The 25,081-nt window shown below is 59.5% G+C and carries 25 protein-coding genes; 14 read left to right on the top strand and 11 right to left on the bottom strand.

The features are described from left to right. Positions 1 to 63: 63 nt before the first annotated feature. Positions 64 to 528, bottom strand: coding sequence for an outer membrane lipoprotein (locus tag ACA063_RS06140; protein WP_008056824.1), 465 nt, complete (start codon positions 526 to 528; stop codon positions 64 to 66). A gap of 167 nt (positions 529 to 695) precedes the next feature. Between ACA063_RS06140 and ACA063_RS06135 the strand changes: the two genes are divergently transcribed. Next, positions 696 to 932, top strand: a complete 237-nt coding sequence (locus ACA063_RS06135) for a hypothetical protein (RefSeq protein ID WP_497665150.1) — start codon at positions 696 to 698, stop codon at positions 930 to 932. Between the two features lie 5 nt (positions 933 to 937). On the opposite strand, the gene pdxH is transcribed toward ACA063_RS06135, so the two are convergent. The 5 genes from pdxH to dinG form a co-directional block, all read right to left on the bottom strand. Continuing rightward, positions 938 to 1,585 carry a pyridoxamine 5'-phosphate oxidase gene (pdxH, locus tag ACA063_RS06130; RefSeq protein ID WP_497665149.1) on the bottom strand — a complete coding sequence of 216 codons (648 nt, stop codon included), beginning with the start codon at positions 1,583 to 1,585 and terminating at the stop codon, positions 938 to 940. Between the two features lie 25 nt (positions 1,586 to 1,610). Further along, positions 1,611 to 2,711, bottom strand: a complete 1,101-nt coding sequence (locus tag ACA063_RS06125) for an OmpA family protein (protein ID WP_497665148.1) — start codon at positions 2,709 to 2,711, stop codon at positions 1,611 to 1,613. Between the two features lie 114 nt (positions 2,712 to 2,825). Next, a complete protein-coding gene (locus ACA063_RS06120; RefSeq protein WP_497665147.1) occupies positions 2,826 to 3,971 on the bottom strand; it encodes a serine hydrolase domain-containing protein in 1,146 nt (381 codons plus the stop codon). A gap of 116 nt (positions 3,972 to 4,087) precedes the next feature. Further along, entirely contained in the window at positions 4,088 to 6,610 is a 2,523-nt protein-coding gene (locus tag ACA063_RS06115) for a beta-galactosidase (protein WP_497665146.1), read from the bottom strand. A 96-nt stretch (positions 6,611 to 6,706) separates the two neighbouring features. Continuing rightward, positions 6,707 to 8,851, bottom strand: a complete 2,145-nt coding sequence (dinG, locus tag ACA063_RS06110) for an ATP-dependent DNA helicase DinG (RefSeq protein WP_162438573.1) — start codon at positions 8,849 to 8,851, stop codon at positions 6,707 to 6,709. A 99-nt stretch (positions 8,852 to 8,950) separates the two neighbouring features. On the opposite strand from dinG, the gene ACA063_RS06105 reads away from it, so the two are divergent. Then, complete coding sequence (locus tag ACA063_RS06105; RefSeq protein WP_497665145.1) at positions 8,951 to 9,415, top strand: CopD family protein; 465 nt, start codon at positions 8,951 to 8,953, stop codon at positions 9,413 to 9,415. Positions 9,416 to 9,475: 60 nt separating this feature from the next. Here the strand turns inward: ACA063_RS06105 and ACA063_RS06100 are convergent, their stop codons facing one another. From ACA063_RS06100 to ACA063_RS06085, 4 genes are all read right to left on the bottom strand, one after another. Next, positions 9,476 to 10,234 carry a collagen-like protein gene (locus ACA063_RS06100; RefSeq protein WP_497665144.1) on the bottom strand — a complete coding sequence of 253 codons (759 nt, stop codon included), beginning with the start codon at positions 10,232 to 10,234 and terminating at the stop codon, positions 9,476 to 9,478. Then, positions 10,227 to 10,505 (bottom strand): DUF1145 domain-containing protein, encoded by a 279-nt coding sequence (locus ACA063_RS06095; protein ID WP_194691193.1) that lies wholly within the window; start codon positions 10,503 to 10,505, stop codon positions 10,227 to 10,229. The genes ACA063_RS06100 and ACA063_RS06095 overlap by 8 nt, the downstream gene beginning before the upstream one ends. A 148-nt stretch (positions 10,506 to 10,653) precedes the next feature. Beyond that, positions 10,654 to 11,373: a PA1041 family peptidoglycan-binding anchor lipoprotein gene (locus tag ACA063_RS06090; protein WP_194691194.1), complete on the bottom strand. Its 720-nt coding sequence runs from the start codon at positions 11,371 to 11,373 to the stop codon at positions 10,654 to 10,656. A 91-nt stretch (positions 11,374 to 11,464) separates the two neighbouring features. Then, positions 11,465 to 12,160 (bottom strand): PA1041 family peptidoglycan-binding anchor lipoprotein, encoded by a 696-nt coding sequence (locus ACA063_RS06085; protein WP_497665143.1) that lies wholly within the window; start codon positions 12,158 to 12,160, stop codon positions 11,465 to 11,467. 190 nt (positions 12,161 to 12,350) lie between these two features. Here ACA063_RS06085 and ACA063_RS06080 point away from each other — a divergent pair, with 190 nt between their 5' ends. From ACA063_RS06080 to ACA063_RS06065, 4 genes are all read left to right on the top strand, one after another. Further along, a complete protein-coding gene (locus ACA063_RS06080; protein WP_497665142.1) occupies positions 12,351 to 12,848 on the top strand; it encodes a DUF6231 family protein in 498 nt (165 codons plus the stop codon). Positions 12,849 to 12,852: 4 nt separating this feature from the next. Further along, complete coding sequence (locus ACA063_RS06075; protein WP_162439064.1) at positions 12,853 to 13,329, top strand: YchJ family protein; 477 nt, start codon at positions 12,853 to 12,855, stop codon at positions 13,327 to 13,329. Between the two features lie 173 nt (positions 13,330 to 13,502). After that, a complete protein-coding gene (locus ACA063_RS06070; protein ID WP_490147067.1) occupies positions 13,503 to 13,988 on the top strand; it encodes an LEA type 2 family protein in 486 nt (161 codons plus the stop codon). A 5-nt stretch (positions 13,989 to 13,993) separates the two neighbouring features. Next, a complete protein-coding gene (locus ACA063_RS06065; RefSeq protein ID WP_162439066.1) occupies positions 13,994 to 14,209 on the top strand; it encodes an SEC-C metal-binding domain-containing protein in 216 nt (71 codons plus the stop codon). A 184-nt stretch (positions 14,210 to 14,393) separates the two neighbouring features. Here ACA063_RS06065 and ACA063_RS06060 read toward each other — a convergent pair whose 3' ends face one another. Continuing rightward, entirely contained in the window at positions 14,394 to 14,951 is a 558-nt protein-coding gene (locus ACA063_RS06060; protein ID WP_497666478.1) for a cysteine hydrolase family protein, read from the bottom strand. Positions 14,952 to 15,097: 146 nt separating this feature from the next. Here ACA063_RS06060 and ACA063_RS06055 point away from each other — a divergent pair, with 146 nt between their 5' ends. The 8 genes from ACA063_RS06055 (at position 15,098) to ACA063_RS06020 (ending at position 25,069) form a co-directional block, all read left to right on the top strand. Then, on the top strand, positions 15,098 to 15,742 hold the full coding sequence (locus ACA063_RS06055) for a glutathione S-transferase N-terminal domain-containing protein (RefSeq protein WP_497665141.1): 645 nt from the start codon (positions 15,098 to 15,100) through the stop codon (positions 15,740 to 15,742). Between the two features lie 196 nt (positions 15,743 to 15,938). Then, a complete protein-coding gene (locus ACA063_RS06050) occupies positions 15,939 to 18,389 on the top strand; it encodes a penicillin acylase family protein (RefSeq protein ID WP_497665140.1) in 2,451 nt (816 codons plus the stop codon). A gap of 173 nt (positions 18,390 to 18,562) precedes the next feature. Next, positions 18,563 to 19,609, top strand: coding sequence for a ligase-associated DNA damage response exonuclease (locus tag ACA063_RS06045; protein WP_497665139.1), 1,047 nt, complete (start codon positions 18,563 to 18,565; stop codon positions 19,607 to 19,609). Further along, complete coding sequence (locus tag ACA063_RS06040) at positions 19,606 to 21,294, top strand: ATP-dependent DNA ligase (protein WP_497665138.1); 1,689 nt, start codon at positions 19,606 to 19,608, stop codon at positions 21,292 to 21,294. The genes ACA063_RS06045 and ACA063_RS06040 overlap by 4 nt, the downstream gene beginning before the upstream one ends. Positions 21,295 to 21,648: 354 nt before the next feature. Beyond that, positions 21,649 to 22,431 carry a transporter substrate-binding domain-containing protein gene (locus ACA063_RS06035; RefSeq protein WP_497665137.1) on the top strand — a complete coding sequence of 261 codons (783 nt, stop codon included), beginning with the start codon at positions 21,649 to 21,651 and terminating at the stop codon, positions 22,429 to 22,431. Between the two features lie 56 nt (positions 22,432 to 22,487). Next, complete coding sequence (locus ACA063_RS06030) at positions 22,488 to 23,216, top strand: ABC transporter permease (protein WP_497665136.1); 729 nt, start codon at positions 22,488 to 22,490, stop codon at positions 23,214 to 23,216. Next, positions 23,213 to 23,923, top strand: a complete 711-nt coding sequence (locus ACA063_RS06025) for an ABC transporter permease (RefSeq protein ID WP_162439074.1) — start codon at positions 23,213 to 23,215, stop codon at positions 23,921 to 23,923. The genes ACA063_RS06030 and ACA063_RS06025 overlap by 4 nt, the downstream gene beginning before the upstream one ends. A 27-nt stretch (positions 23,924 to 23,950) precedes the next feature. Continuing rightward, positions 23,951 to 25,069 (top strand): succinylglutamate desuccinylase/aspartoacylase family protein, encoded by a 1,119-nt coding sequence (locus tag ACA063_RS06020; protein WP_497665135.1) that lies wholly within the window; start codon positions 23,951 to 23,953, stop codon positions 25,067 to 25,069. The last annotated feature ends 12 nt before the right edge of the window (positions 25,070 to 25,081 follow it).

The following is a 25,081-nucleotide window of genomic DNA, read 5'->3' as shown; positions in this document are numbered from 1 at the left end:
ATCCCTGAAAAAGCAAAACCCCGACCAGTCACCTGATCGGGGTTTTCTTTTGCCCTGCTCCGCTTAGTGCGAAACGCGGCTCGTGCCGTCAACGGTGGCGATGCGTACACGCTCGCCAACACGGAACACTTCGTTTTCCTGAACCTGTTGCACGTAGGCGCGCATGCTGCCGTCGTCTTCGCGAACGGTGATTTCCACGCCTTGGGTGCGAGTCAGGCCTTCTTCAGTGGCCGAGCCCAGCAGGCCGCCGGCAACTGCGCCGATGACCGCTGCGACGATGCTGCCTTTACCGCCACCGATTGCACTGCCGCCTACACCACCGACCACGGCACCTGCAGCGCCACCGATTGGGGTTTTGGTGCCTTCGATTTTTACCGGGCGCAGTGCTTCGATGGTGCCCATGCGAATCGTCTGCACGCGACGCGCTTCGTCACGGGAGTAGGAGTCACCGGTCAGGCTCGATTGGCAGCCGGTGAGCAACATCGCCATCGTGGAAAAGGAAGCAACCAACAGAACAGACTTACGCATAGCATCAACTCCAAAGGACAGGTATTCATTAAACTCCGCAGCATGACGCCTGTCACGGCATCGCCCGGATAAAAGTGGTTTGATTCAGGGCATGTACAGGCACCCCTCGAATTCACCACACAGTAGCGACAAATTACGAGATGTGCGCCACTGACCCAAGGATTTTCATGGATTACTTCGTCATTGTCGTCACCACTGTCGCCGGTTTGTACTTCCACTGGTGGTTGTACGTGCGGATCAAACGCTGGATGGACCGTGATCTGGCGTTAGCCCTGGCCGGAGGCGATGAAGACAAGAAAGCCTACATGCTCCAGCAACTGGCGAACGCTCAAGTCAGGAAGATCAAGCGCCGGGACTTGCCGCAGTGGCTGGAGGCCGCTGCGGCAGGGTATCCCGCTCGGTAGACTGCTTAGGGTGCCAGACGTTCAAGAATCCAGTCGGCGCCCTGCTGGCGGTAGTTGAGGCGATCGTGCAGACGGCTCGGACGGCCCTGCCAGAATTCGATGCGCTCCGGTAATAGACGATAACCACCCCAGTGTTCAGGGCAATGAGGCTGAGTATCGCTGAAGCGCTGCTCGGTGTTCTTGAGAAGTGCTTCCAGCTCGTCACGGTCGGCGATCACCCGGCTTTGCGGCGAAGCCCAGGCACCCAGGCGACTGCCCAGCGGCCGGACCTGATAGTAGGCGTCAGACTCTTCGGGCGTGACCTTCACCACTCGACCTTCGATGCGCACTTGACGCTCCAGGGCTGGCCAGAAAAAGGTCATGGCAGCGAACGGGTTCGCTGCCAGATGCTGACCCTTGGCACTCTCGTAGTTGGTGAAGAACGTGAAGCCCTGGTCGTCCAACCCCTTGAGCAACAGGATTCGGCAATGCGGTCGACCGTCAGCATCGACGGTCGCCAGGGTCATGGCGTTAGCCTCCACTGGCGCCTGCTCGGTTTTCACCGCGTCGGCAAACCACTGATGGAACAGCCCGAACGGCTCGGCCGGGGCTTGTGCCTCGGTCAGGCCGTCCCGGGTGTAATCGCGACGCATATCAGCCAGGCCCTGGGTCATGGTGCATTCCTTTTAAATTGACGAATTACTTCTTTGTAGCATCAGCGGCGGCGACTTTCTTGTCAGTGGCTGCGGCTTTGGCGGGCACGGTCTTTTTCGCCGGGGTCTTGGTTTTGGCCGGGGCTTTCTTCGCAGGCGCTTTGGCAGCGGCTTTCTTGGCCGGGGCTTTTTTCGCGGCCGGTACATCGGCTTTCTTCGCCGCAGGTACTGGAGTCACTGGCGCGACCGCTGGCTTGACATCTTGGGCGGCAACCATGCGAACGGGGGCCGGAGCAGGCATGTTGTACTTGCTTAACAACGCCACCATGGTGTTCTGCGGCGTTACCAACAATTCGACGCGACGGTTCAAGGCACGACCTTCATTGCTGTCGTTGGCAGCACGCGGCGCTTCGCTGCCCATCCCGCGAAGCATCAGGCGATCACGCTGCAGACCACTGAGGCGGAAGATCGCCGCGACGGCCTGAGCACGTTCCTGGCTCAGTTTCACGTTGGCTGGCGCGGCACCGGAGGCATCACTGTGCCCGAGCACGAGGACGGCTGTCTTGGGGTCGACTTCGAGGATCTTTGCCACGCGGGTGAACGGACCGAGCGTGACGGGCAGCAGCATGGCAGGACGATCCGGATTGAACGAACCTTCTACCGGCGCAGTGACTACCAAAACGTTTTCCCGACGCTCGAGTTGCAGGTTGCTGTCCTTGATGGCCGTGCGCAGGCGCGGTTCATAGTCGTCGAGCCAGGCTTGAGTGACTTTAGGATCAGGCATCGGTACGACCTTGGCAGTGTTTTGCTCCTTGCCTCCAAACGGCCACCACCATTTGCCACCTGCGTCGGCTTCAGCCTTGGCCACTTCAACAGGTTTGGCTTCAGGTTTTACTTCAGGCTTCTTGTCGAGGACTTCTTCGGAGCCGAATGGCCAGTACCAAGGGTTAGCGCTTTCTGCCTTGGCGACCGGAGCAGTTGCAGCAGGCTTCAGAGGGGCTGGTACCGCAGCGGGTTCTTTTGCCGCGACTTTGTCGGACGAGCCGAACTGCCACCAACTGCCGCCATCTGCATCATTTTGTGGAGTCTGTGCGCAACCGGTGATAGCGAAGCACAGGGCCAGGGCGAAGGTTTTATTGGATGACATTGGATATCCACAAAATGAAGTAATAAAAAAATCAGGCCAGGCTGGCCCGCATAAACAGACGCTTTGAAACCGAAAAGGCTGTCAGGTTCCGATATCGGACCCCTTGAGCGGGTTTTACAGACAAGTGGCCAGTACTCGCACAAGCTTTTGTGCGCGTGGATCCATCAAGACGTACGGCCCCAGTGTATTTGTCACAAAACCGAAGGCCACATCATGTTCCGGGTCAGCAAAACCGATGGAACCGCCGGCGCCTGGATGCCCGAACGCGCGCGGGCCGAGGCCGTAGGTCGCGTTGGGAACATCCGGTTGATCGAGCATGCAACCCAGACCGAAACGAGTACGGGTCAACAAAGTCTTGTCTTCGCCGAGGCTGTGCTCGCGGGTCAGCTCATCGAGCATCTCGCTTTCCAGCAGGCTGCCGTCGAGCAAACCGGCGTAGAACCCGGCCAGGCTGCGAGCGTTACCGTGACCATTGGCGGCCGGCTGCTGCATTCTGCGCCACTCGGGTTTATTGGTGCTGGTCAGCACGGACGGTGGATTGGTGAAGGCTCGCGTGGTCATGGCCGTCGGTTCGCGCATCGTCACTTGCAGCAAGCGCTGTGCCGCCGCATCGCCAACGTTGCCCTTGCCGCGAGCGATGTGCGCCACGCGGTGGAATTCCTCGTCGGCCAGACCGACGTGGAAATCCAGCCCTAATGGCTTTGCGACCCGCGCCACGATCGATTCACCTGGACCTCGGCCGTCGGCGCGACGCAGCAACTCGCCCACCAGCCAGCCATAGGTGATGGCGGCGTAGCCGTGACCGGTGCCCGGCATCCACCACGGTGCTTCGGCGGCCAGGGCATCGACCATGGTTGTCCAGTCGTAGAGGGCCTCCGGTGCGAGCAGTTCACGCAACGCTGGCAAGCCGGCCTGATGGCAGAGCAACTGACGCAGGGTGACCGACTCTTTGCCGGCCGCAGCGAACTCGGGCCAATAGCGTGCGACGGGAGCATCCAGCTGCAACTTGCCCTCGGCGACCAACTGCAGGGCAGTCACCGCGGTGAACGTCTTTGTGCAGGAGAACAGGTTGGCAATAGTGTCGCTGTGCCAGGCTTCGGTGCCATCCTTGTCGGCGCTACCGGCCCACAGGTCGATGACGGTTTCTCCGCCGATCTGGATGCATAGCGCCGCACCGCGTTCCTGGGGATCGTCGAACAGCGCAGCGAATGCCGCGCGCACAGCTTCGAACTTAAGCTCGTAATGACCCTGAATCTGCACCCGCAACTCCCCCGCATCAACGCTCTACAAAGTGGCCCGCATTGTTCCAGCCATTGGCGGTTTTGGGAACAGGTGCGGGCCAGGCGGTCGACGGTCGTCTACTGTTGCGAACGCCCTTAATGGCCATTCCCGGAATGCCCACCCGCATGACCAGCACCCTGCCCGGCACCTTTGCCGGCATCGCCTTTGCGGCCGCCGTCTGCATCGTTACTGGCTTTATCGGCTGCGACCTTGGCCTTCTGTGCCTCTTTTCCCAATTGATCGACAGTCGCCAGGTTGCTTTTGCGCACACTGTCGACAAAGCCCTGGAACGGCACATCGGTAATACCTACCAGCCCGAAGTGACCGTTTTCGCCGTCCAGCAGACGACCGGTAACCGGCTGATCGAGGTACTGGAACCAGTGGACCCCGACAATCGACGGTTCGCTCATCGCCTGTTTAAGGAAGTTCGCATAAGCCGGGCCACGGTCCTCTTCTTTTGCCAATTGCGTCACACCGCCCCAGAACGGGCCACGATCGGCCGAGCCAAAATTGAATTCGGTGATCAATACCGGCTTGTCCAGACTGCGCAGCTTCTCGAAGTCATAACCGTCCTGCGGTTGCAGGGTGTACATGTTAAAGCTCACCACGTCGCAATACTGGGCGCAGGACTCCACCGCTTCCGGGGTGCTGATAGCAAATCGGCCACCGAGTAGCAGTTGATTGGGCGCGTGCCATTTCAGCGAATCGGAGATCGTCTTGAAGTAGGTATCGGCGAAGACTTTCTGGAAATATTTGAAGTCGGCTTCGATTTCCGGGTGTTCGGCGTTTGGTATCGGCGGAACAAAGCCCGGATCTTCCATCAATTCCCAAGCCGGCAGATCAATACCCCAGGCCTTGGACAAGCCTGCCTGGTTGCGATATTTGTCCCGCAGTTGCTTGAGGAACGCACGCTTGGCGGGCACGTCGGTGGTCATTTTCAAAGTGCCATACGCCAGCGCGTAGCGAGCCTTCGGATCGTCACCCGGACCGGCCCAGGCCAGTTCATTGTCGGCGAAGTAACCGATCAGCCATGGATCATCGCGGTGATCCCGGGCGGCGATGGCGACCGCTCGCTCGGTGGCCATGGCGAAACGTGGATCAAACGGATCGGGCATACCGCCCCACCAGTCGCTCCCAGTGCTGATGCTGGTGTAATCGCCGACGATCGACAGCGGCAAGGTGTAGGGCACACGTTCAGAATCGGCCAGGGCCGGAGCGCTCCAGTTGCCAACCGTGTTGAAGCCCCAGGCTTGCAGCCGATCCAGGGTGTGGCTGATCCAGCGGTGCTCATCAAGGTCGGCTTTGCAAGGCGCCGCCGGGGTTTGTTCAACCGCCTTGGCGGCAGTCGCCTCCGCCGCATCGGACTTGGCGGCTTCGGCGATACCTGATTCACCCACTGAAGGCGCCGCCGGTTGCTCTGCGGCCTTCTCGACTGTCGCCTCGACTGCGTCGGCTTTGGCCGCTTCGGCGATACCGGCCTTGGTGGTGCTGCCCAGCGCGCAAGGATCGCCGTATAAGCGCTGCAGGTTAGCCCCATAGAAATCGTACCAGCGACCCGAGTTGTAGCTACGTCCCTGATCCGCGCCATTACCACCGCGGTTGTCGCCTTCGCCGTAATGGCTGGCCAGCGGCTCATCGGGTTTTGGCAGGGACTCGAACATCCACTCACGACCAGCGATGTAAGTCTGATTGACGTCCGGGGTCACGGTGTTGACCCCCAGCGAATAAAACGGATGCCCTTCAGGCGTTACCAGATACCAACGGCCGTCGCGTTTTTCGGTACGGAAGAAACCGCTGGCCTTGAACGCCGGCCCTTTGGTCCAGCCACCGTAGGTGTCCAGTGACGTCTTTTCGCGTTCCGCCAGCCAGGTTTTGAGCTGCTGCTGTTCCTTGCCGGCAGCGCTTTTCAATTGCTCATCGCTGCTGACTTTTTCCGGCCATTTGGTTCGGGTCGATTGACCGTAAGCGTCCACGAGATTGCCATAAGCCGCCTGAATGACCGGCTCACCGTCCTGAACACCAAAGCGTTCCAGCAGAATGCTCTGGGCGACTTTCGGCTGATCCATCGACAAGGTCACCGACACCACCTGGCTGCGATCCAGCTCACCGGCACTGCTGGCCAGCAATACCCGCTGACCGTCGACCGTTATCGGCATCGGGGGGCCGGCCTTCATGCCCAGGCTCAGCGGTGAACTCGGTTGCAACGGCACCAGCAGCGTTTGGGCAGGTCCGGCCGGCAAATCGACGCGGCTGATCAGGGTCTTGCCATCGTTACTCTGAATTTTAACGTAGAGGGTCAGGGCCCAACTCATCGCGCTCTGAATCCGCAAGCTCATGACGCCCGACTGCGACCAGTCCCAGGCGCCACTTTGCGGCGTCAGTCGCAACGTCGGTTGCGCGACGGGATTGAACGTTACCCGGCGCAACACTTCGCCTTCGGCCGTTTGCTCAGCATTGGATTGCGGCAGGCTGGCGTCCTGAGTCGCCACTTGTACCACGTCAGCGGGACGCACAAAGTTGAACAGCGTCTGCTGGCCGGCAGGAGCCGCCAGCAAAGGGGCTGCGAACATCAGGGTAAAAACCGCTGGTAAAGAATGGCGCAGCGAACGGCGAATCATAGGAACGTAGTTCTCCCTTACGACCTTCAATAGGCCAATGGAAAAGCGATGGCAGAGAGATAGACAACGCGGCGGGCATAAATGCCCACCGGTGTATCAGGAAATTTCACGACGGAAAGGAGGCAACGCATTGAGGATCGCCTTGCCGTAACGCTGAGTGACCAGGCGTCGATCCAACAAGGTAATGGTGCCGCGATCCTCTTCGGTACGTAGCAATCGACCACAGGCCTGGACCAGTTTTAAAGAGGCGTCCGGAACGGAGATCTCCATGAACGGATTACCGCCACGGGCTTCGATCCATTCGGCCAGGGCCGCTTCAACCGGGTCATCAGGCACCGAAAAAGGAATCTTGGCGATGACCACGTGTTCGCAGTAAGCCCCAGGCAAATCCACGCCCTCGGCGAAACTCGCCAGGCCGAACAGCACACTCGAATCCCCGCCATCGACTCGCGCCTTGTGCTTGTTCAGGGTTTCCTGTTTCGACAGGTTGCCTTGAATGAACACTTGTTTGCGCCAGTCGCGGTCGAGACCGTCGAAAACGTCCTGCATCTGTTTGCGCGAAGAAAACAGCACCAAGGTGCCGCGCGAACCTTCTACCAGTTGTGGCAAATCACGGATGATCGCAGCAGTGTGCGCAGGCGCATCCCGTGGATCGGCTTTCAGGTCCGGCACCCGCAGCACGCCAGCGTCGGCATGGTGAAACGGGCTCGGGACGACGGCAGTGACGGCTTTTTTCGGCAGGCCGGCGCGCATGCGGAAACGGTCGAATGTGCCGAGCGCGGTCAGGGTCGCCGAAGTAACCAGCGCGCCATACGCCACGTTCCACAGGTTACGACGCAGCATCTCCGCGGCGAGGATCGGACTGGCGTTGACCTCGATGTCGAACAGCGAACCGCTTTCAGCCAGGGTCAGCCAACGGGCCATGGGCGGGTTGTCTTCCGGGTCTTCGGCGGTGAAGGCGGTCCACAACTCCCAGTTGCCTGAACAACGGGACAACAAGCTGCCGAACAGCGGATACCACTCTTCAGCCTGGTTGCTGGCGATGCCGATGTTGACCTCGCCATCCATGCCTTCTTTCAACAGCTCAGTGAGTCGGGTAAACACGTCGGTCAGACGGGCGAAACCCTTTTTCAGCTCGACACCCATTTCACGCATGTGCTCGGGAATCACCCCGCCGACGAAGCGATGACGCGGCCGCTCGCGGCCTTCAACGTCTTCGCCGGGTTTGAAATCGGCTACCTGCTCGCAGGCGGTGAACATGAACTGCTGTTGGGTCTTGATCTCCCGCGCCAGCTCCGGCACCTGCTCGATCAGCTTGCCCAGGTCACCCGGCAGCGGGTGTTGGGCGAGCAGCTTGGTGAGGTTCTTGGCTGTGGTTTCCAGCCAGTCGGCGGTGGAACGCAGACGTGTGTAATGGGCGAAGTGACCGATCGCCTTGTCTGGCAGGTGATGACCTTCGTCGAATACGTAGATGGTGTCGCGCGGGTCCGGTAGCACCGCGCCGCCGCCCAAGGCGAGGTCTGCCAGAACCATATCGTGGTTCGTGACGATCACGTCGACCTTGCCCATGCCTTCGCGGGCCTTGTAGAAGGCGCACTGGCCGAAGTTAGGGCAATGACGATTGGTGCACTGGCTGTGATCGGTGGTCAGACGCGCCCAGTCGGCGTCTTCCAGGGCGGTGGACCAACTGTCGCGGTCGCCGTCCCATTTATTGCCGGCGAGCTTTTCGATCATGCTGGTGAACAGCTTCTGACTGGCCTCGTCGACCTCGATCTTGAAGCCTTCTTCTTCGAACAGCTGCGCCGTGGCGGTTTGCGCATGACCTTCCTGCAGCAGCATGTCGAGCTTGGACAGGCACATGTAGCGCCCGCGCCCCTTGGCCAGAGCGAAGCTGAAATTCAGTCCGCTGTTGCGCATGAGGTCGGGCAAGTCCTTGTAGACGATCTGCTCCTGCAGGGCCACCGTGGCCGTGGCAATGACCAGACGCTTGCCAGCCGCTTTTGCAGTCGGGATCGCCGCCAGGCTGTAGGCCACGGTTTTACCTGTACCGGTGCCGGCTTCCACCGCGACAATCGCGGGGTCGCCACTGCGCCGGCCTTCGTCGTCGGTGTCGATGTCACCGAGGACTTTGGCAATTTCGGCGATCATCAGGCGTTGGCCGTAGCGCGGCTTGAGGCTCTTGGCCTCGAGAAAACGCGAGTAGGCGCCCTGAATCGTGGTTTTGAGTTCGGTGCTGATCATGGATTGTCGGGCGCTATAAACGCTGGATAAATTTTCAGTAGTTTGGTTCGGCGGCTATCATACCCCGCTAATTAATCCCGCGCAGAACGGAGTACCTCAATGACACCTTTTGGCATCGTTTACACCCTGCATGTCCTGTCCGCCCTGGTGTGGGTCGGCGGCATGTTTTTCGCCTGGATGGTCTTGCGCCCCGCCGCCATGAAGGCGCTGGAAGGCCCTGCCCGGTTGAAGCTGTGGGTAGAAGTGTTCCAGGGTTTTTTTCGCTGGGTCTGGATCGCGGTGATTCTGTTGCCGATCAGCGGCGTGGGCATGATTCATCTGCAGTACGCCGGATTTGAAGCCGCGCCGCGTTATGTACAGGTGATGATGGGACTTTATGTGGTCATGACAGCGCTGTTTATCAGGATTCAGGCGCTGATGTTGCCTGAACTGCGCACCGCCGTGACGGCTCAGGATTGGCCGGCAGGGGCTGCGGTGCTGGGGAGAATTCGTCGATTGGTGGGGATCAACCTGATCGTCGGGCTGCTGCTGGTGGCGATCGCTTCGGCTCGCCCGATGTTGTAAATCTGATCAGGTAGCTGTGGCGAGGAAGTTCGCTCCCTCACCACAGGGGATTGGTCGCTCTTACAAACGCTGAACAGTCACTGTACCTGCGGCGCCTTCAGGCCCAGGCTGGCCATCGGCGCCTGGACGGCCGCTCTTGCCGCCATCGGCGCGATAAACGATGCAACCTTTTGACTTGCCACCCGCACCCGGTTTTCCGCCAGGCCCCGCCAAGCCACCTGCACCGCCGGCTACCTGGACCTTGATCTGCTCAGCCGGGTAATCACGCGGCACTTCCAACCGGACCATTGCCCCCGGCGCGCCCGCCTGACCATCGCTGCCGTCGCTGCCATCCGCACCACGACCGGCCTGGCCCCAGGTGCAACCCGGTGCCTGACCGTTCGCACCGTCAAGGCCGACAAATCCTGGCGCGCCCGCACCACCGCGAGCGTCCACCACCAACTGTGGCGCATTCAGTGACTTGATCTGCACGTTCAGATTGCGACCCGAACGCGCGGCCTTGAGGTAAGTGCCCGGTGCACCCCGCGCAGTAATCTGGCTGCCTTCCGACAATTGGGCGCGGATGACTTTGAAGTCCAGCGGCTGCTCGCCGGGCACGATGGCGATGCGCGCGTCGCGTCCCAGGTGCAACTCGCCGACGGTGACCTGGGTCACGTTCGAAGGAATCAGCAAAGTGCCGTAGTCGGCAACTTCCAGACGTTCCAGCTGCAAGGTGCTCGCCGTATTGGGTAAACGCATCAGGGAGTTGGTTTCGACGCTTACCACTTGGGCGCAAGCCAATGGGCTGATGAATGCCGCGAGCAGACAGAGATTACGCATGGGAAGCCTTCGATACGGTGGGAGCTGGAATGGTTTGCAGGTGGAACACGCCGAAAAACAAAATCTTCAGGCGATCAGCCCAGGGATGGGCGCGACCTTTGAGGCTGCGATTGCACAGCAGCACTTCCAGAAGATGAAGGATTGCCAGCAGGCCGCCGGCCAGATTGACCAACACCTGCAGCGGATAAACAAACGGCGTGAGCGAATTAACCACCACCACGGCCCAGAACAGCAGGGTCAACAACTTCCCTAGTCCCCATATCACCTTCATACGCTCCCCCGCTGAGAATTATTCTTTGCGCGCACAGTAACGGCTTCCACGCGGGATAAGCCAGAGGGCAACGGAAAATTCTTCATGAGGGCCGCCGAATGGCCGTCCGGACGATCTGTTTTATCGTCCGACGGCTCTACTACGGGGCTCAGCGGTTGATATGCAATTCCACGCGACGGTTTTTCGCGCGGCCCTCTTCCGATTCATTATCGGCAATCGGCTCGCTTTCACCCTTGCCTTCGCTGGTGAGTTTGTTTGGCGCCAGGCCCTGGCTCAACAGGTAATCCGCCACGCTGCTGGCGCGACGTTCAGAGAGTGCCTGGTTATAGGCATCCGAACCGACACTGTCGGTGTGGCCGACCACTTTGATGCTCACCACGTCGGCGTTTTGCAACTTGGCCATCAGCGAATCGAGTTCGCTGCGTGCAGCGGGCGTCAGGTCGGATTTATTAAAGGCGAACAACACATCGTTCGCATCACTCAAGGTGACGACTTCGGACTGCACGGGTTCGGCAGGTTTCACGCTGGCCGGGTATTGCGGCAGCGGGCAACCGTGATGTTCGACCGGAGTATTGGCGGGTGTATCAGGGCAGCGATCACGACGGTCGAAAACGCCATCGTCATCTTCATCCCCATCCTGGGCGTAGCAGATCAGGCCGCCCGTCAGGATGCCGAGCGCTGCGCCTCCTCCTGCCCAGCCGGCACTTTCGATCGCGCCCAGGCCTCCGCCGACCAGTCCGCCGATGAGGCTGCAGATTGGCCAGGTACGTTGATTTAACGGGGCAGTGCCATCGCTGTGAGTCGCGCAACCGGTCAGCAGGCCGCCTAGCAGCAGAACCGGCAAGACGGTCCTTGTGAGAACACTCATTATGAAAGCTCCTGTGTTACCGGCCCATACCGGTTACACAGGAGTAAAGACACACATCCGCGACTGCACAAGCCGCGGAGTGCGAGGGCGGTCAACGGTTGATTTTGATTTCCGTGCGACGGTTCATCGCGCGGCCATCAGCCGTTTTGTTGTCAGCCACTGGCTGGCTTTCGCCGGCACCGGTAACAGACACGAAGCTGGCACGTGGAACGCCACTCTGGATCAGGTATTCAACGACCGAGTGCGCACGTTTATCCGACAGTTTCTGGTTGTAGGCATCGCTGCCCACGCTATCGGTGTGACCGGTGACGGTCAGTTGCGCGGTAGAAGATTCCTGTTTCAGGCGAGAAGCGATTTTGTTGAGGACATCTTTATCGGAAGGCGTAAGCGTCGCTTTGTCGAACTGGAAGTGAACATCGCGAATGACGATGACTTCTTCCTTGACCACAACAGCCTCTTCGACAACTGGCGCTGGCACAGGTGGTGGGCAACCGTCGGCATCGACCTGCACGCCTCTAGGCGTACCCGGGCACTTGTCGCGGCTGTCCGGCACGCCATCGCCATCTTCGTCGCCATCACCGTGAACCCAGCAATAGGCTGCTGCCGTGCCGCCGATGAGCAGCGCGCCATACCCTGCCCATGCCGAGCTCTCGGTCGCGCCGAGACCAGCACCTACGACACCACCGACCGCCGCACAGGTCGGCCAGTCGGTTTTCTGCAAACCTGCGCAACCAGTCAACACACTGGTTAGCAGAACCAAGGGTAATGCTGTCCGAACTATGCTCATCTAGTTTTCTCCTGAGGGATCGGCTTAGAACCGATTCAGGGAGTAAAGACCGGAGTTTTAATCTCCGCCAGCATTAGGCCATAGCTGTTTTACGCCGTGATCACGGTTGATCGACGCTTTTACCCTAATAGAGCGCTAGGCCCGGACCTTCGGGCAGGCTAGTCTTGGCAGCTCTGATTGAGGATCTTCGATGATTGCAGGTATTTCTGCGCGCACGCCGCAACAGGCGCTGGCCGCTTTGCTGGATCGTTACGCCCCTGCGCGCCTTCTTTTGATTGGCGCCAGTGAGTTCCCCGCGCTTGAAGCCTTCAAGCTCGCGCACCCTGACAGCTGTGTCGCTCATGCGGCACCCGGTCCATTGCCGGCGGATCTGGCGTCCCGTCGTTTCGACCTAGCGCTGGTAGTCGATTGCCTGGAACACCTGCCCAAGCGCGCCGGTCTGAATTTACTGGGAGGAATCCGCAACCTCAATGCCAGCCGAATAGCGGTGCTGGCGGACCTGCCGGCCAGTGGCTGGCAGGAAACGGATTTTTTCTCCCTGGCCCTGCAAGCCAGCGAACGCTTTCAGCGTGACGAACAGGTGCTGACCCTCTTCACTTACGATCTGCTTGACTATAAGCAAGTACCCGACTGGCTCAACTCGCGGTTCTGGGCCAATCCGGAAAACTTCGGGAAATATTGGTGGTAACGCGATGAGTACTTCTATTTGCCCTTGCGGCAGCGGCACCCTGCTGGATGCCTGCTGCGGTCACTATCATGCCGGCCATCCGGCCCCCTGCGCCGAAGCCCTGATGCGTTCGCGCTACAGTGCGTATGTGCTGGGCCTGATCGACTATCTGGTCGCGACCACCCTGCCCGCGCAACGCGAAGGGCTGGATCGCCAGTCCATCAGCAACTGGAGCGCGCAAAGCACCTGGCTGGGTCTGGAGGTGGAGAGTTCCGAAGTGTTCGGCGGTCAGCCGGAGCACGCATTCGTGACCTTTACCGCCCGCTGGCATGACAGCACGGGCGAACACAGCCACCGCGAGCGCTCATCGTTTGTGCAGAACGCTGCCCACTGGTACTTCATCGACCCCACCGTACAACTCAAGGCCGGGCGCAACGATGCTTGCCCTTGCGCCAGCGGGCAGAAGTTCAAGAAGTGCTGTGCGAGCTATTTCGGCAGTTAAGATGAGAAACCTGTAGCAGCTGCCGAGCCTGCGAGGCTGCGTTCGAGTGCGTAGCGCTCGCTAAATGGTCGGCGAGTGCTGCGCACTCGAACGCAGCCTCGCAGGCTCGGCAGCTGCTACAGGACGTGCTCGCAGGTTTGGCGGTTGTTTCAGGTTCAAGGAGAAGTACCACCATGATCACCCGGCGACTCGTACTCTACTTGGTGACGCTGAGTCTTGCGCTCGGGCTCGGCGGCTGTGCGTCATGGTTCGGCGATGATGAGCCCGAGCCCCAGTTGCATCTGGTCAAGGTTGAAGTCATCCGAGCCAAGCTGCTGGAGCAAAAATTCCTGCTGCACTTTCGCGTTGATAACCCCAACGACAGTGACCTGACAGTGCGAAGCCTTGAGTACCGCATTCATTTGGGCGACATGTTGCTGACTGAAGGCGAGAACGAGCACTGGTTTACGGTGGGTCCAAAACGAAGCGCTTACTTCAAGGTGCCGATCCGCACCAACCTGTGGCCGAAGATCCGCGATGTAGTGAAAATGCTGGAAAAACCTGACCACCCTATCCCCTATCGCCTGGAAGGAGAGCTGGAAACCGGTTTATTCATCGCGCACTACGTGCACGTTGCGCGCAATGGCGTAATAATCCCCGCCGATTTAATTCCGGAGTAGACCCGATGACCCAGCAACCCCACGTTCATGGCCCAGACTGCAACCACGATCATGATCATGCGCATCACGACCACCATGATCACGACCATGGTCATGTACACGGCCCGAACTGCGGCCACGCTCACCAGGAGCCTGTGCGCAACGCCCTGAAAGACGTGGGCCGCAACGATCCTTGCCCATGCGGCAATGGCAAGAAATTCAAGAAGTGCCACGGCGCTTGATGTGATGTACCGGGCGATATTCCGTATCGCCTGTTGAACCGCCTTCGCCAGCAGGCTCGCGCCCACATCGGATCTATGTCCTTGTAGGAGCAAAGCTTGCTTGCGATGGACGATGATCCGGTCTATCTGATTGATCGCGGTACTGCTATCGCGAGCAAGCTTTGCTCCCAAAGAGGTTCAAGGTTCAGGTGTTCATCAGGATTTGCTCGGTGCTCACCACCGTCGCATATTCCCCATGCAAATTCCCCAGCGACATTGCGTGCACTTCTTCGGCTGAATGCGCCTTGCCAAAATAATCAGCCTTGTCGAACGTAAAACAAGCATCCTCCGCCACCCATGCGTCAAACCCCAGGTTACCGGCCGTACGCGCCGTAGACTCCACCGAGTTGTTCGTCGCCACGCCCACAATCACCAACTGTTCAATCCCCTCCTGGCGCAAACTCGCCTCCAGCCCCGTCGCGCAAAACGCGTCCGGCACCTGCTTTTGAATCAGCCGTTCGCCGGCTGCAGGTTCGAACCGTGCCTGAATCTCCACGCCCGATTGCTGCGGCCAGAAAACCGAATCCGGCGAGCGCGACAGGTGTTGCACGTGAATGACCGGGCGACCGGTGCGACGCCAATGGCCCAGCAGTAAAAGCATCCTCTCCTCGGCGTGAGGATTGTTGCGAGGACCGAGTCGGGGCTCCAGGATGCCTTTTTGCTGATCGATGATGATGAGTGCTGCGTTCGTCTTTAGCTCCATGCCGACTTTTCTCACACTGGGTCATTGAATTCCACGCACTTCAGCATCACTTCCTTTTACAGGCAAGCCATCGAACGCAGACAGGACGACCTAATGCCAGCGGTTGCCGTTCGCCCCTAACGACGTCCCTTGATTTGGAGTACTCCATGATCGACCTGTATTACTGGACCACACCCAACGGCCACAAGATTTCAATTTTCCTGGAAGAAGCCGGCCTGCCATATGACGTACATCCGATCAACATCAGCCAGAACGATCAATTCAAACCTGAATTCCTGAAAATCTCCCCAAACAACAAGATCCCCGCGATCGTCGATCATGAGCCGATCGATGGCGGTGAGCCGTTGGCGCTGTTCGAGTCCGGTGCAATCCTGCTGTACCTGGCCGAGAAAACCGGCAAGTTTCTGCCCAAAGATTTGCGCGGTCGCCAGCAAGCGTTGCAATGGTTGTTTTGGCAGATGGGCGGTTTGGGACCGATGGCTGGGCAAAACCATCACTTCAGCCAGTTCGCCCCGGAAAAAATCCCCTACGCGATCAAGCGCTATATCGACGAAACCGCGCGTTTGTACGGCGTACTCGACAAGCAGTTGGCCAACAACGCGTTTGTCGCTGGCGAGGAGTACAGCATCGCGGACATGGCGATCTATCCGTGGATCGTGTCCCACAAATGGCAGAGCCAGAACCTGGAGGACTTCCCGAACGTACTGCGCTGGTTCAACCACATTCAGGGACGGCCAGCGACGGTGAAAGCCTATGCGTTGGCAGCCAAAGTCAATCCGCCTAAATCCTGATCGGGAACGATCAATAAATCGCAACTTGCGGCAGCGCTTCAGGTGTCCAAAGACACCCGGCAGGCGTGGCTGCAAGCTGCGATCATTCACGTTTAGCAGACAAATCCTGAAATAACCTTTCGCCCCGCTTGCGCGCCCACCTCCTGCTCACTAACGTAGCGACTTTATTGCGTTACCACCCCGCAGGAGCTTTGCCATGGCCTCGCCAGCCCTTACTCATTTTCTTCCCCGGTTCGGCGTTGCCGCAGCAGTGGCCGGTGTTCTGAGCCTGACCGGTTGTCAGACCTTTAACACGCAGGACACCCTCCCGCCCACCACTGGCGTGCAGCCGCTCAAGGGCCTGGCGCAAAACGTTTCGGTACGTCGCAATGCCATGGGCATGCCGTTGATCGAAAGCAACAGCTTCCACGACGCACTGTTCGCCCTCGGTTATGTGCATGCCAGCGACCGCATCACGCAAATGGTCACCCTGAGGCTGTTGGCGCAGGGCCGTCTGGCGGAGATGTCCGGCGCAGACTTGCTGGACGCCGACCGCTACATGCGTGCCGTCAACCTGAAGAAAAGCGCGGGTGAGTTGTACAAAGCATCTTCACCGCGCCTCAAGCGCTTCTTTGAAGTCTACGCCCGGGGCGTCAACGCCTACCTGTTCCGCTACCGCGACAAGCTGCCGGCTGACCTCGCCGCCACGGGTTACAAGCCCGAATACTGGCAACCGGAAGATTCCGCGCTGATTTTCTGCCTGCTGAACTTCAGCCAATCGGCCAACCTGCCGGAAGAAATTTCCTCGCTGATGCTGGCCCAGACAGTCACCAGCGACAAGCTGGCATGGCTGACGCCGTCTGCGCCCGATGAAAAACTGCCGGTCGCCGAGGCCGAAAAGCTCCAGGGCATCAAGCTCAACGGGCAAATTCCGGGACTCGCCGACATCAGCAAAGCCACGGCGCAACTCTCGGACCTGAATTTGCTCGGCGCCACCTCATCGAACAACTGGGCAATCGCGCCGCAACGTAGCCGCAGCGGCAAAAGCCTCTTGGCGAGCGACAGCCATGGTCCGCTGGGCGTGCCGTCGTTGTTCAGTTATGTGCAGATTCGCGCCCCGAAATACCAGGCCTCTGGGGTGACCATCGCTGGATTGCCAATGGTCCTCGGCGGTTTCAACGGCAAAGTGGCGTGGAGCATGACCACGGTCATGGGCGACAACCAGGACCTGTTCCTGGAAAAAATCAAACGCCAAGGCAACGGCCTCACCTACGAGGCTGGCGGCAAATGGCAGCCCGTGATCGTTCGCAACGAAACCTACTTCGTCAAAGGTCAGCGGCCTGTTCGCGAAGCGGTGTACGAAACCCGTCACGGCCCGCTGCTGAACAGTGCCCAAGGCACCACACTGGCCAACGGTTTCGGCCTGGCGTTGCAGACGCCGAACTTCACCGACGATAAGAGCCTGGACGCGTTTTTCGACTTGTCCCGGGCGCAGAACGTCGAGAAAGCCTCGGACGCCAGTCGTGAAATCCGCGCCATTGCCCTGAACCTGGTCTTCGCCGACGCCAGTAACATCGGTTGGCAAGTCACCGGCCGTTATCCGAACCGCCGCGAAGGCGAAGGCCTGTTGCCATCGCCAGGCTGGGAAGGTCGTTACGATTGGGACGGCTATGCCGACCCGATGCTCCACCCCTACGATCAGGATCCGGCCCAGGGTTGGCTCGGCACTGCAAACCAGCGCGTCATCCCCCATGGTTACGGGATGCAGCTGTCCAACTCCTGGTCGGCCCCCGAACGTGGTGAACGCATGGCTGAATTGGCCAACGCGGGCAAACACGACACGCGTAGCCTGATCGCCATGCAATACGACCAGACCACCACCTTCGCCGCCAAACTGAAGAAAATGTTTGCCGCGCCAGGCATGTCCCAGCCGCTCAAGCAGGCCATCGAAGCGTTGCCCGCGGCAGACAAAGATAAGGCCCGCGAGGCCTTTACCCGGTTGATGGCATTTGACGGCAAGCTCAGCCCGACGTCCGCCGACGCGGCGATTTATGAGTTATTCCTACAGGAAAGCACGAAGCAGATTTTCCTCGACGAATTGGGCCCGGAAAGCAGCCCGGCATGGAAAGCGTTCATTGCCAACAGCAAGCTGTCCTACGCGGCGCAGGCCGATCATCTGTTGGAGCGCGAGGACAGTCCGTTCTGGGATGACGCTCGGACACCACAGAAAGAAGACAAACCCGCGATCCTCGCCCGCAGCCTCGCCGCGGCCATCACGGCCGGCGACAGTCTGCTGGGCGCAGATCACAAGGCCTGGCAATGGGGCAAGTTGCACCGTTATGAATGGAAAAACGCCAGCGGCCAGACTGTCCGTGGTCCACTCGCCGCCGGCGGTGATCACACCACGCTGAACACCTCGGCATTTGCGTGGGGCCAGGATTTCAACACCACGCTGGCACCGTCCATTCGCTTCATCGTCGATTTCGGCCAGGCTGAACCGCTGATGGGCCAGAACAGTACCGGGCAGTCCGGCAATCCGGCGAGCCCGAACTACCTCAACAGCATTGATCCGTGGCTCAAGGGGCAATACATGAGCTTGCCCCTGCAGCCGCAGAACTTTGACAAGGTGTACGGGAAAACGCGGTTGACGCTCACCCCCGGAAAATAACGCAATCCATGTAGGAGTGAGCCTGCTCGCGATAGCGGTCTATCAGCCACTGATTCGGTGGCTGATATACCGCTATCGCGAGCAGGCTCACTCCTACAGGGGTGCTTTTCGATAGAACTTCCAGCCCCACGCCATCCTCATAGCTAACAAGTCCCTCCATTTTGGTAGCAGACATGGACCTTGTTATCGCTCGCCCCGAAGGCCTGTACTGTCCCGCCGGGGATTTCTATATTGACCCGTGGCGCCCCGTGGAACGGTCGGTCATCACCCATGCTCACGGTGATCACGCCCGCACTGGCAATGAACATTACCTGGCCGCTGCACCTGGCGAAGGGATTTTGCGAGCGCGCCTGGGACAAGACATCAACCTGCAAACACTGGCGTATGGCGAGCGCTTGTTGCACCACGGCGTCACCCTGAGTTTTCACCCCGCAGGCCATGTGCTCGGCTCGGCCCAGGTGCGTCTCGAGTACGGCGGCGAGGTGTGGGTCGCGTCGGGGGACTACAAAATCGAGCCCGATGGCACCTGTGCGCCTTTCGAACCCGTGCGCTGCCACACCTTCATCACCGAATCGACCTTCGGCCTTCCCATCTATCGCTGGCAGCCTCAGGCGCAGGTGTTCGCCGAGATCAATCAGTGGTGGCAAGCCAATGCCGCCGAGGACAAAGCCAGCGTGCTGTTCTGTTACTCGTTCGGCAAGGCGCAACGCATTCTCCATGGCATCGACGCCAGCCTGGGTCCGATTCTGACCCATGGTGCGGTGGAACCCCTGAACCGCGTGTACCGGGAAAGTGGCGTGTACATTCCGCCGACCCTTTATGCCGGGGACATCAAGAAAAGTGACCCGATCATGCGCAAGGCGCTGGTCATTGCCCCGCCGTCGGCCGGGGGCAGTACGTGGATGCGCCGCTTCGGTGACTACAGTGACGGCTTCGCCAGTGGCTGGATGCGATTGCGCGGAACACGACGGCGGCGCGGGGTTGATCGTGGTTTTGTGCTTTCCGATCACGCGGACTGGCCGGGACTGCTGTGGGCCATCGAACAGACTGGCGCGCAACGGGTCATGGTCACCCATGGCTCTGTCGCAGTGCTGGTCCGCCATTTACGCGAACAGGGTCTCGACGCCCAAGGCTTCAGCACCGAATACGGCGACGATGAAGAAGAACTCAACGCCACCGAAACTGAGACCGGGACCGCAAGCGCCGAGGTGTTGCCATGAAAGCCTTTGCGCAGTTGTATGCCGAACTCGATGCCACGACGTCGAGCAACGCCAAACTGGCCGCGATGCAGCACTACTTTGCCCAGGCTGCACCGGAAGACGCCGCGTGGGCGGTTTACTTCCTGTCCGGTGGGCGACCTCGCCAATTGGTCCCTGTGCGAATCCTGCGCGAGTTGGCGGTCGCCTTTTCCGGGCTGTCGCCCTGGTTGTTCGAAGAGAGTTATCAGGCCGTTGGCGATATGGCGGAAACCATCTCACTGGTGCTGCCTGAAGCGGTTCATAGCTCCGATGACGGACTCGCGGTGTGGATCGAAAAAAAACTCCTGCCATTGCGCGGTGAGTCACCTGAAGTGCTCGCCGAACAACTGCCTAAACTGTGGTCGCAACTGGACCGATCAAGCCTGATGCTGTGCATCAAATTAATCACGGGCAGTTTTCGTGTTGGCGTGTCCAAGCTGCTGGTCACCCGGGCCCTGGCGTCGATGGCGCACCTGGACAGCAAGCGCGTTGCCCAGCGTCTTGTGGGTTACACAGACCTGTCCAACCGTCCCGACGCGGCCAGCTACCTGAAGCTGATTGCCCCTGAATCAACCGATGAACATGCGCAACGTGGCGGTCAGCCGTATCCATTTTTTCTCGCACATGCGCTGTCGCAACCGGTTGAGCAATTCGAAGCATTGCTCGGCCCAGCCAGCCAATGGCAAGTGGAATGGAAGTGGGATGGCATCCGCGCGCAGGTGGTCAAGCGCGAAGGTCGACTGTGGATCTGGTCTCGCGGTGAAGAATTGGTCACCGAACGCTTTCCCGAACTCGACAGCCTGGTTCACGGCTTGCCCGACGGCACGGTGATTGACGGCGAAATCGTCGCCTGGAAAGCCGCGACAGCCGATACCGAAGATGCGTTTGACCCACAAGCGCCCTCCTCGCCGTCGGTGCAACCCTTTGCTTTGCTGCAACAGCGCATCGGCCGTAAAACCCTCGGCAAGAAAATACTCGATGAGGTGCCTGTGGTCGTGCTCGCTTACGACCTGCTGGAATGGGCCGGCGAGGACTGGCGCAACCAACCGCAGGCCGCGCGTCGAGCCCAGTTGGATCAAGTGATTGCCGACTGCGATAGCCCGGTATTGCTCCCCTCGCCGGTGCTCACCGGCGACGACTGGTTCGACCTCGCCAGGCAGCGGGAAGCGTCGCGCAGCCTGGGCGTCGAGGGCATGATGCTAAAAGCCCGGGACGCCCTGTATGGGGTTGGCCGAACCAAGGATATGGGGGTCTGGTGGAAGTGGAAAGTCGACCCGTACAGCGTCGATGCGGTGCTGATTTACGCGCAACGCGGCCATGGTCGCCGGGCCAGTTTGTACAGCGATTACACCTTCGCCGTCTGGGACGGTCCCGCCGATGCGAGCGAGCGCACGCTGGTGCCCTTCGCCAAGGCGTACTCAGGCTTGACCGATGAAGAAATGCGTCAGGTCGACAGCATTGTGCGCAAGACCACGGTGGAGAAGTTCGGTCCGGTGAGCAGCGTTAAACCGAGCCTGGTGTTTGAGCTGGGATTCGAGGGGATCGCCCTGTCGAAGCGGCACAAAAGCGGGATTGCCGTGCGGTTTCCGAGAATGCTGCGCTGGCGCCGGGACAAGTCGGTGGATGAGGCTGACAATCTGGCCACCCTGCAAGATCTCTTGGGCTGAACGTCACCTGGTCAAATCAGCGAGTCTAACCTCCTGTGGCGAGGGAGCTTGCTCCCGCTCGGCTGCGAAGCAGTCGCATCATCGGTGAAAGTGAATCTGAACTCAGGGCCGCTTCGCAGCTCAGCGGGAGCAAGCTCCCTCGCCACAGATTTGCGTTCGCTGATCTGATTTGGTGCAGGTAATAACTCATGCCCATTTCAGTGCACAACGCCCTTCTGGCATTTCGCTGAACGCCTTTTAAAACACTTGTTCGGCAGTGTGGTTCAGAAATTGCTACTTTCTTTAGGTCTTACGCTTTGCAGTAACAATTCATTTGCGCCACGAGCGCTCAAATTGGTTTTTAGGGATTGAATAATGAAAAAAGCATTAATGACCCTTTCTGCACTGGCATTGTGCATGGCGGCCGGTTCCGCCATGGCCAAGGAATACAAGGAGCTGCGTTTTGGCGTCGACCCTTCCTACGCACCGTTTGAGTCGAAAGCGGCCGACGGCAACCTGGTTGGCTTTGATATCGATCTGGGGAACGCGGTCTGCGCCGAACTGAAGGTCAAATGCAAATGGGTCGAAAGTGACTTCGACGGCATGATTCCGGGCCTGAAAGCCAACAAATTCGACGGTGTGATTTCTTCGATGACCGTTACTCCGGCTCGCGAAAAAGTCATCGACTTCTCCAGCGAACTGTTCTCCGGCCCGACCGCCTATGTATTCAAGAAGGGTTCTGGCATCACTGCAGACGTCGCTTCGCTGAAGGGGAAAACCGTCGGCTACGAGCAAGGCACCATCCAGGAAGCCTATGCCAAAGCCGTTCTGGACAAGGCTGGCGTGAAAACCCAGGCCTATCAGAATCAGGATCAGGTGTATTCCGACCTGACCTCCGGTCGTCTCGACGCCGGCATCCAGGACATGCTGCAGGCCGAACTGGGCTTCCTGAAGTCGCCACAAGGTGCTGATTACGACGTCAGCAAGCCGGTCGACAGCGAATTGCTGCCAGCCAAAACGGCTGTCGGTATCTCGAAAGGTAACAAAGACCTGAAGGCACTTTTGGATAAAGGTATCAAAGCGTTACACGACGATGGCACCTATGCCACCATTCAGAAGAAACACTTTGGCGATCTGAATCTGTACAGCGGCAAATAATGCCCGGCGCCCATCTCGCGATGGGCGCTTTTTCTACCTGATCAGGTTGCTGATTTATGTTCGAAAACCTCTTACAAAACCTGGGGCTCTCTGCCTTCAGCCTCAAGGGCTTCGGTCCGTTGCTGATGGAAGGCACCTGGATGACCATCAAATTATCGGTGTTGTCGTTGCTGGTGGCCGTATTGCTCGGCTTGCTCGGCGCCAGTGCCAAGCTGTCGAAAGTCAAACTGGTGCGCGTTCCGGCCCAGCTATACACCACGCTGATTCGCGGCGTGCCGGACCTGGTGCTGATGCTGCTGATCTTCTACAGCCTGCAAACCTGGCTGACGTCGTTTACCGATTTCATGGAATGGGAATACATCGAGATCAACCCGTTCAGCGCCGGGGTCATTACCCTGGGCTTCATTTATGGGGCGTACTTCACCGAAACCTTCCGTGGCGCGATCCTCGCGGTCCCGCGGGGCCAGATCGAAGCGGCGACCGCCTATGGCCTCAAGCGTGGCCAGCGTTTCTGGATCGTGGTGTTTCCGCAAATGATGCGTTTTGCGTTGCCGGGCATCGGCAACAACTGGATGGTGATGCTCAAGGCCACCGCGCTGGTGTCGATCATTGGTCTGGCCGATCTGGTCAAGGCTGCCCAGGACGCCGGGAAAAGCACCTACCAGCTGTTCTACTTCCTGGTGCTCGCAGCGGTGATCTACTTGCTGATCACCAGTGCTTCCAACATCGTCCTGCGCTGGCTTGAACGTCGCTACGCCGCCGGTTCCAGGGAGGCCGTACGATGATCGAGCTCCTGCAGGAATACTGGAGACCGTTCCTTTACAGCGACGGTTACCACATCACTGGCCTGGCCATGACCCTGTGGCTGCTCAGCGCATCGATCTTCATCGGCTTTCTGGTATCGATTCCGCTGTCCATCGCCAGGGTCTCGCCCAACGCTTTCGTGCGCTGGCCGGTGCAGTTCTATACCTACCTGTTCCGCGGTACGCCGCTCTATATCCAGTTGCTGATTTGCTACACCGGCATTTACAGCCTGGCCGCGATCCGCGCCCAACCGGTACTGGATGCGTTCTTTCGCGATGCGATGAACTGCACGATCCTGGCCTTCGCCTTGAATACCTGCGCGTACACCACGGAGATTTTTGCCGGGGCGATTCGCAGCATGAACCACGGTGAAGTCGAGGCGGCCAAAGCCTACGGTCTGACAGGCTGGAAGCTATATGCCTACGTGATCATGCCTTCGGCCCTGCGCCGTTCGTTGCCTTATTACAGCAACGAAGTGATCCTGATGCTGCACTCGACAACGGTGGCCTTCACCGCAACCATTCCGGATGTACTGAAAGTTGCTCGGGACGCCAACTCGGCGACCTTCCTGACCTTCCAGTCCTTTGGCATCGCTGCGCTGATCTACCTGACTGTAACCTTTGCGCTGGTCGGCCTGTTCCGTCTCGCTGAACGCCGATGGCTGGCCTTCCTCGGGCCGACCCACTAGCTCGCCTGTTTCAGGACATAAAAGCAAATGCGCCACCAGATACATGACTTGCTGGCCCCACTGCCCGGGACCGCGCGACAGATTCACAGCTTTCATTTCGGCCCCTCATCGGCCAACGGCAAGGTCTACATTCAGTCCTCCCTGCATGCGGACGAAATGCCCGGCATGTTGGTGGCCTGGCATCTCAAGCAGCGCCTGGCGGAGCTGGAAGCCGCTGGCCGCCTGCGCAGTGAGATCGTATTGGTGCCCGTCGCCAATCCGGTCGGCCTTGAGCAGGTGCTGATGGACGTGCCGCTGGGGCGCTACGAGCTGGAAAGCGGCCAGAACTTCAACCGCTGGTTCGTCGATTTAAGCGAAGAAGTCGGCAACGAAATCGAAGGCCTGCTCGGCAATGATCCGCAGCACAACCTGGAAGTGATCCGCCGCAGTTTGCGCCAGGCGCTGTTGCGACAAAGTGCCGGCACTCAACTGCAATCCCAGCGACTGACCTTGCAACGGCTGGCCTGCGATGCCGACATGGTGCTGGACCTGCATTGCGATTTCGAAGCGGTCGCGCACCTTTACACCACGCCGGAAGCCTGGCCTCAAGTCGAGCCACTGGCCCGATACATTGGTGCCGAAGCCAGCCTGCTGGCCACTGATTCCGGGGGCCAGTCGTTTGATGAGTGCTTCACCCTGCTCTGGTGGCAACTGAAGGAGCGTTTCGGTGAGCAGTTCGACATCCCCTTGGGCAGTTTCTCGGTCACCGTCGAGTTGCGCGGCCAGGGTGACGTCAATCACCCGCTGGCAAGCCTCGACTGTCAGGCTGTGCTTGATTACCTGATCCATTTCGGTGCCATCGCCGGTGCACCCGCACCACTGCCCGAATTGCCCTACCCCGCCACGCCACTGGCAGGCGTAGAACCGGTGACCACCCCTGTCGGCGGGCTGCTGGTGTTCACCGCGCTGCCAGGGGAATACCTGGAGGCCGGGCAACTGATTGCCGAAATCATTGACCCGATCCTGGATCGTGTCACCCCCGTCCATTGCGTGACCGCCGGGTTGATGTACGCCCGCTCGCTGCGTCGCATGGCCACTGCGGGCATGGTGATCGCCCATGTCGCGGGCACTGAAGCCTATCGCAGCGGCTACCTACTTTCGCCTTGAGGATGCATGCCC

Source organism: Pseudomonas sp. LBUM1643, assembly GCF_059716215.1.
Note: the sequence above shows the minus strand (reverse complement) of the source record. Positions and strands in the feature narration are given on the sequence as shown.